This window comes from uncultured Caballeronia sp., from assembly GCF_964243625.1.
GTDB lineage: Bacteria > Pseudomonadota > Gammaproteobacteria > Burkholderiales > Burkholderiaceae > Caballeronia.
In genome coordinates, this window is the sequence record NZ_CAXTGZ010000310.1 from 1 (window position 1) to 6,951 (window position 6,951).

Consider the following 6,951-nt stretch of genomic DNA (forward strand, 5'->3'; position numbering starts at 1 on the left):
TTTTCCTCATAGGAAATCGCCATCACGTTGTCGCTTGCGACCGGGTAGACCAGCGCTTGATGCAGCGGGAGTTGCAAGCCGGCGTCACGTGCGTATATGGCTACGTTCACAGCCAGGTTGGCGCCCGCGCTTTCGCCCATCACCGCAATTCGCGCCGGGTTACCGCCGAGACTTGCGGCATGATCGACGATCCATTTCCATGCTGCGAAAGCGTCTTCATGCGACGCAGGAAACTTGTGCTCAGGCGCTTGCCGATAATGCGCCGACACCACGATCGCATTCGTCTGCGCGGCGATGGAACGCGGCGTTGCATCGTAGACGTCGATGTCGGCAAACACGAAGCCGCCGCCGTGGAAATACAGGATCACGGGGAACGGGCCTTCGCCCGCAGGCTTGTAGACACGTGCGGGGTTTTCGCATGCCGCGCCCGGAATCATGATCTCCTGTGTCTGCACCTGCTGTACGGCTGGCGGTGGCGTGATGCCGCGTGCCTGCATCAGCTTCATCACGGCGTCGGTGACGGTAGGTTGCTGACGCGCTTCGTCTGGAGTGCAATCTTCGATTGGCTTCGGGTTCAGGCTCTCGAATGCGTTGAGCACGTCCTTCATGTCGGCGTCGGCATGCTCGGTCGGGTCCATTCCCACGACACCCTTGCTCGTATCGGCGAGGCTTATGTCATCTCCAGAATTGATGGAAACCGCTCCACGAATGGCGGTTCCTTACACTTGAAGTGCAAGCGTTATGCCCATCGATCCTCGCTTTCCGACCAGCAGCATGATGCGGTATTTTTGTCTTTGAGCGCTGCGGAATACTATTTGCTGCAATGCGATTGTCCTAACCCAACCATGGACCTCCCATGAAGCCCTATATTGTTTGCCACATGATGTCTTCCGTCGATGGTCGCAGTCTCACTGACGGCTGGCACCTCGACTATGCTTCCGACTTGTACGAAAGCACCGCTGCCACGTTCGAGGCCGACGGCTGGATTTGCGGACGCGTCACGATGCAGGAAATCGCGCATGGCGACGGTTATCCGAAGGGCCTCGCCGAGGAACCCGTTCCGCGCACGAATCATTTCGCCAAACGCGGTGCCGACCAGTACGCCATTTCTATTGATCCGAAGGGACTGGTCGAGTGGAAATCGGACACCGCGCTCAAATCGCACATCATCGAAGTCGTGACCGAGCAGGTCGCGGACGACTATCTTGCGTACCTTCAGTCCATTGGTGTGTCGTATGTTTTCGGTGGCAAGACGGACATCGACCTGGGTCATGTGATCGAAACGCTCGCAGATGAGCTCGGCGTAAAAAAGCTGATCGTGGAGGGCGGTTCCCATGTAAGCGGTGCGTTCGTGAATGCCGGTCTTGTCGATGAGGTCAGCGTGCTGATCTTGCCGCTCGTCGATGGCCGCACCGAACATCCGTCGTCGTTCGAAGTTTCGATGGACGCATGGAAACAGCCGGCGTACCTCACGCTGACGTCAGTTGAACAGACGGCCAACGATGGCGTGTGGCTGCGCTACACGCAAAAAACGAAGTAAGGGATTACCCCTAATGGCGTAAGTGGTTTTATTGTATTTCGGGTTTTTACGAAATATAATTCGGTTCATCGCGAATTCATCCGCTGGACCTAACCGTACTTACTGCCGTCTCATGGACATCGACGCTATTCACAAAGCCCTGGCCAATCCGGTGCGCCGCGAGATCCTCGCGTGGCTCAACGAACCCGGGGTTTATTTCAGCGAGCAGGACATGCTGCTGGAGAATGGCGTGTGTGCGGGGCAGATCTATGCGCGCTGCAATATGTCGCAATCCACGGTATCGGCTCATCTGGCAACGCTTCACAAGGCGGGTCTGGTCACGTCGAAAAAAGTTGGCCAGTGGATCTTTTTCAAGCGCGACGACGCGGTAATCAACGCGTTTCTCGAACAGTTGCACCGCACGCTCTAAACGCGACACGTCGATCAACGAACATTCACCGTACTCTATTTAGGATTGCTTTCAAAATGCCAAATCTCCTCGATCCGCTCAAAGCAGGCGCTTTCAATCTTCGCAACCGTATTGTGATGGCGCCGCTCACGCGGCAGCGCGCTGGTGAAGAACGCGTGCCGAACGCGTTGATGGCACGGTACTACGCTGATCGCGCCGCAGCCGGCCTGATCCTGAGCGAAGCGACCTCGGTCACGCCGCAAGGCGTGGGTTACGCTGAAACGCCGGGAATCTGGTCGGACGAGCAGGTCGAAGGCTGGAAGCTGGTCACGAAAGCCGTGCATGACGCAGGCGGCACGATCCTGCTGCAACTCTGGCACGTCGGCCGTATCTCGGACCCGATCTTCCTGAATGGCGACCTGCCTGTTGCACCAAGCGCAATCGCCGCGAAGGGGCACGTGAGCCTCGTGCGTCCGCAACGCGAGTTCGTGACGCCGCGCGCACTGGAACTCGATGAAATCGCAGGCGTCGTCTCCGCTTTCCGTAAAGGAGCTGAGAACGCGAAGCTGGCCGGTTTCGATGGCGTTGAAATCCATGGCGCTAACGGTTATCTGCTCGACCAGTTCCTGCAGGACAGCACGAACACGCGCACGGACAATTACGGTGGTCCTGTTGAAAATCGCGCGCGCCTGATGCTCGAAGTCGTCGACGCATGTATTGAGGTGTGGGGCGCGGATCGCGTCGCCATGCATCTCGCACCGCGCGCTGATTCGCACAGCATGGGCGACAGCGATCGCGCCGCGACTTTCGGTTATGTCGCACGTGAGTTGGGCAAGCGCAAGATCGCGTTCATTGCTGCACGTGAACGTGTGGCTGAAGATTCGATCGGACCGTTGCTGAAGAAAGAGTTCGGCGGCGTTTATATCGCGAACGAAAAGTTCACGAAGGAAAGCGCGCAGGCCGCACTCGATCGCGGTGATGCGGATGCTGTGGCATGGGGCCAGTTGTTCATCGCAAATGCGGATCTGGTGAAGCGCTTTGAAACCGATGCCCCGTTGAACGCGCCGATTCCCGAGACGTTCTATGCACGCGGTACCGAGGGGTACACGGACTATCCGACGCTCGAAACCATGGACTGATCTTTTTGGTTTCATGAAAAACGGTGGCCTTGGGCCACCGTTTTTCATGTCATGCACGCCTTCAGATATTTCGCTGTATGACCGCGCGCTCCCTTCTTCACCACGTCCTCTGGCGTTCCGCTTGCCACGACATTGCCACCGCTTTCTCCCGCGCCCGGCCCCATGTCGATGACCCAGTCGCTTTGCGCCGCCACGCGCATGTCGTGCTCGACGACAATCACGGTATTGCCCGCATCGACGAGACCCTGTAACTGCACCAGCAACCGGTCGCTGTCGACGCAATGCAGGCCCGTGGTGGGTTCGTCGAGTATGTAGAGGTGCTTGCCCCGCTGCGCGCGCTGCAGTTCCGTTGCGAGCTTGATGCGTTGCGCCTCGCCGCCCGAGAGTTCCGTCGCGGGCTGCCCGAGCCGCAGATAGCCCAGCCCGATGTCACGCAATACCGCGAGCGCACGCATGATCTGTGGTTCGTCTGCGAAAAAGCCGCAGGCGGTATCGACGGTCATCTGCAGGACTTCCGCAATGTCCTTGTCGTTCCATTTGATTTCGAGCGTCTCGGGGTTGTAGCGCGTTCCGCCGCAAGTGGAGCATGGCGCATAGACGCTCGGCATGAAAAGCAATTCCACACTGACGAAGCCTTCGCCCTCGCACGTCGGACAGCGGCCTTTTGCGACGTTGAATGAAAAACGGCCGGCATCGTAGCGTCGGCGGCGCGCTTGCGGCGTGTCGGCAAACAGCTTGCGAACGTGGTCGAAGAGGCCGGTATAAGTGGCGAGATTGGAACGCGGCGTGCGGCCAATCGGCTTCTGGTCGACCCGTACGAGGCGGCGTATATGTTCCATCCCTTCCACGATATCGCCGTCTGTCTGAATGTCTTCCGTATCGAGGAGAGGATCGCGTTCTTCGTCGGTTTCGGTCGCTATCGGACTGCCGAGTTTTTCCGCGATGAGTTCCGGCAGCGCCTGACTTACCAGACTGGATTTCCCCGATCCCGAGACGCCGGTGACCGTCGTGAAGCACCCAAGCGGGAATGCTACGTCGAGAGCTTGCAGGTTGTTTCGAGTGACGTTGGCAAGCCGCAACCATCCAGCCGGAGAACGCTTCGTGCGTTCAGCAGTCCGGCGTTCCCCAAACAGATGCAGCCGTGTCTGCGATGCTTCCACGTCGGCTAATCCTGCAGGCGGACCGCTGTACACGATGCTCCCGCCTGCCGTCCCCGCCGCCGGCCCGACATCCACCAGCCAGTCCGCGCGACGCATCATCTCCAGATCGTGCTCGACCACGAAGAGCGAATTGCCGGCTTCTTTCAAGCGCTGCAGCGCGCTGTAGAGCGCCTCGCCATCGGCGGGATGAAGTCCGGCGGAGGGTTCGTCGAGCACGTAGATGACGCCAAACAACTGCGATGCCAGTTGCGTCGCGAGCCTCAGGCGCTGCAGTTCGCCCGATGACAACGTCGGCGTGCTCCGGTCCAGCGCAAGATACCCGAGACCGAGGTCGATCAGCGTAGACAATCGCTCGAGCAGCTCTCTTGCCATGCGTTGTGCGGCGACCTGCTTTTCGCGGGATTGATTCGTTGTCCGTCGTATATCGGGCGATGCCTTGTGCGCAGATCCTCCCGACGCAACCCGGCGCTCCAAGGCTTCGCGCATTTCTGTTTTGTTCAGCACTTCGCCGGTTTTTACATCGGGCGACGCCTCGCCGCGCGCAACGGGGCGCAATATTTCCGCGACCCGCGCCATAGGCATCTGCGACAAATCCGCTATATCCAGTCCCGCGAACGTGACGGACAACGCCTCGAGTTTCAGCCGCTTGCCATGGCATGTCGGACATGCGCTGCTCACCATGAAACGCGACACGCGCTTTTTCATCAACGCACTTTGCGTATTGGCGAACGTGTGCAGCACATAGCGGCGCGCGCCTGTGAACGTGCCTTGATAACTCGGCTCGGCGTGGCGTTTGAGCGCGGCTTTCGTTTCCTGGGGCGTGAGGCCGGCATAGACGGGCACCGTCGGCGTTTCGTCGGTAAAGAGGATCCAGTCGCGAGCTTTCCTGGGAAGGTCACGCCAGGGGGTATCGACGTCGTAACCCATCGTGACGAGAATGTCGCGCAGGTTCTGGCCATGCCACGCCGGTGGCCACGCAGCGACCGCACGCTCGCGGATGGTCAGCGAGTCGTCGGGCACCATCGACTGTTCGGTGACTTCGTACACGCGTCCGAGGCCGTGGCATGTGGGGCAGGCGCCTTGCACGGTGTTCGGCGAGAAGTCCTCGGCGAACAGCATGGGCTGCTTTGCCGGGTATGTGCCGGTTCTCGAATACAGCATGCGCACGAGGCTCGACAATGTGGTGACGCTGCCGACCGACGACCGCGCGTTCGGCGTACCGCGTTGCTGCTGGAGCGCTACCGCAGGCGGTAATCCGTCGATCGAATCCACCTCCGGCACGCCAACCTGATCGATAAGACGGCGTGCGTAGGGCGCGACCGACTCGAAGTACCGGCGCTGCGCTTCGGCGTAAAGCGTGCCGAATGCAAGCGACGATTTGCCCGAGCCCGACACGCCGGTGAAAACCACGAGTGCGTCGCGTGGTATGTCGACATCCACGTTGCGCAGATTGTGCTCGCGTGCGCCACGTACACGAACGAAGCCGGGTTGAGGAGACGAAGATTCGTTATTTCGATCTGTCATGCGCCTTTTCTTTGGTTTGCAGTTAGGGCTCAGCATTAATCGGCCCGCAGAGCTTGTGCCCGGGCTTTCGCATGGGCGCACAAGCGAGGCATTCGACAGGCGGCGTTTAAAAGCCGTTTTTGATACCGCCAAATTCTCGCGCCATCGAAACCGCTTTCGCTACGCGGACGTGATATTAGTGAGGGGTGCGAGATGCGATTTTGCAAAATCGCTTCGCTATTTCAAATCATGAAGCGGTTGCGACTTTGTGCGTTGGACAGGTTTATCGCGATTTTTTTCCTGCAATGGAATGAGTAATTGTTTCATTGCCTGCGATAAATGTCGCGACTTATGTATGTAGACCTGGCGTGTGGACCAGGGCATGGAGCCCAACGCAAAACGCTCGACCCTTTCGATCAGGAGATGTGGGATGCCTTGATTATTAGTCGCGGCAAGCATGCATTCCCTGACTCTCATTGCCGCTTCTCCCGAGGGCCGGCGCCAAGACAACGCGCGCCCCTCTCTTTCAAAGCAGTCGATTATTTCTGGAGGTACTGGATGTCCAAATCCAAGAAAGCGGGTTCGCAGGAGCAGTCCAAGATTGCAGCACTCAGCCCGTTCGAACTGAAGGACGAGTTGATCAAGGCTGCGGGCGGCGGCGCGGTCGACCGCCCGGCCAACGTCGCCATGCTCAACGCAGGCCGCGGCAACCCGAACTTCCTCGCCACCATCCCTCGCCATGGCTTCTGGCAACTAGGTCTGTTCGCCATGCGCGAATCCGAGCGTTCATTCGCACATATGCCAGAAGGGCTGGGCGGGTTTCCAAAACATGAAGGACTTGAAGAACGCTTCGAGATTTTCGCACGCGACAACAAGGGCGTTCCGGGTATCGATTTCTTGCGCGGCGCACTGTCGTACGTGCGCGATCAACTGGGTTTGAACGGCGGCGAATTCCTTTACGAAATGTGCGAGGGGATTCTTGCTTCGAATTATCCGGTGCCCGACCGGATGCTGAAATTGTCTGAAGTGATCGTGGCGCAGTATCTAAAAAAGGAAATGGTCGGCAAGCATCCGTTCATTGGCGATTTCGACATCTTCGCGACCGAAGGCGGCACCGCGGCCATGACGTATATCTTCAATACCTTGCGCGAAAATCACCTGATCAAACCGGGCGACACCATTGCGCTCGATGGCCCGTCGGATCCACTCATTGGTGTAAAC

Annotated in this window: 5 protein-coding genes and 1 pseudogene; 4 read left to right on the plus strand and 2 right to left on the minus strand. The window is 58.7% G+C overall.

The annotated features are described in order from the left end of the window. Positions 1 to 638 (minus strand): alpha/beta hydrolase (locus tag ACFFAR_RS19925; protein WP_375508324.1); only part of this gene is annotated, 638 nt, incomplete at its 3' end. 218 nt (positions 639 to 856) lie between these two features. Between ACFFAR_RS19925 and ACFFAR_RS19930 the strand changes: the two genes are divergently transcribed. From ACFFAR_RS19930 to ACFFAR_RS19940, 3 genes are all read left to right on the plus strand, one after another. Beyond that, on the plus strand, positions 857 to 1,540 hold the full coding sequence (locus ACFFAR_RS19930; RefSeq protein WP_062003274.1) for a dihydrofolate reductase family protein: 684 nt from the start codon (positions 857 to 859) through the stop codon (positions 1,538 to 1,540). Between the two features lie 112 nt (positions 1,541 to 1,652). Then, positions 1,653 to 1,949 (plus strand): helix-turn-helix transcriptional regulator, encoded by a 297-nt coding sequence (locus ACFFAR_RS19935; protein WP_062003273.1) that lies wholly within the window; start codon positions 1,653 to 1,655, stop codon positions 1,947 to 1,949. A gap of 56 nt (positions 1,950 to 2,005) precedes the next feature. Continuing rightward, on the plus strand, positions 2,006 to 3,067 hold the full coding sequence (locus ACFFAR_RS19940) for an alkene reductase (protein ID WP_062171433.1): 1,062 nt from the start codon (positions 2,006 to 2,008) through the stop codon (positions 3,065 to 3,067). Positions 3,068 to 3,111: 44 nt separating this feature from the next. On the opposite strand, the gene ACFFAR_RS19945 is transcribed toward ACFFAR_RS19940, so the two are convergent. Then, positions 3,112 to 5,751, minus strand: a complete 2,640-nt coding sequence (locus ACFFAR_RS19945; RefSeq protein WP_375508325.1) for an excinuclease ABC subunit A — start codon at positions 5,749 to 5,751, stop codon at positions 3,112 to 3,114. Between the two features lie 537 nt (positions 5,752 to 6,288). Between ACFFAR_RS19945 and ACFFAR_RS19950 the strand changes: the two are divergent. Then, a pseudogene (locus ACFFAR_RS19950) lies at positions 6,289 to 6,951 on the plus strand (bifunctional aspartate transaminase/aspartate 4-decarboxylase); the annotation flags it as partial.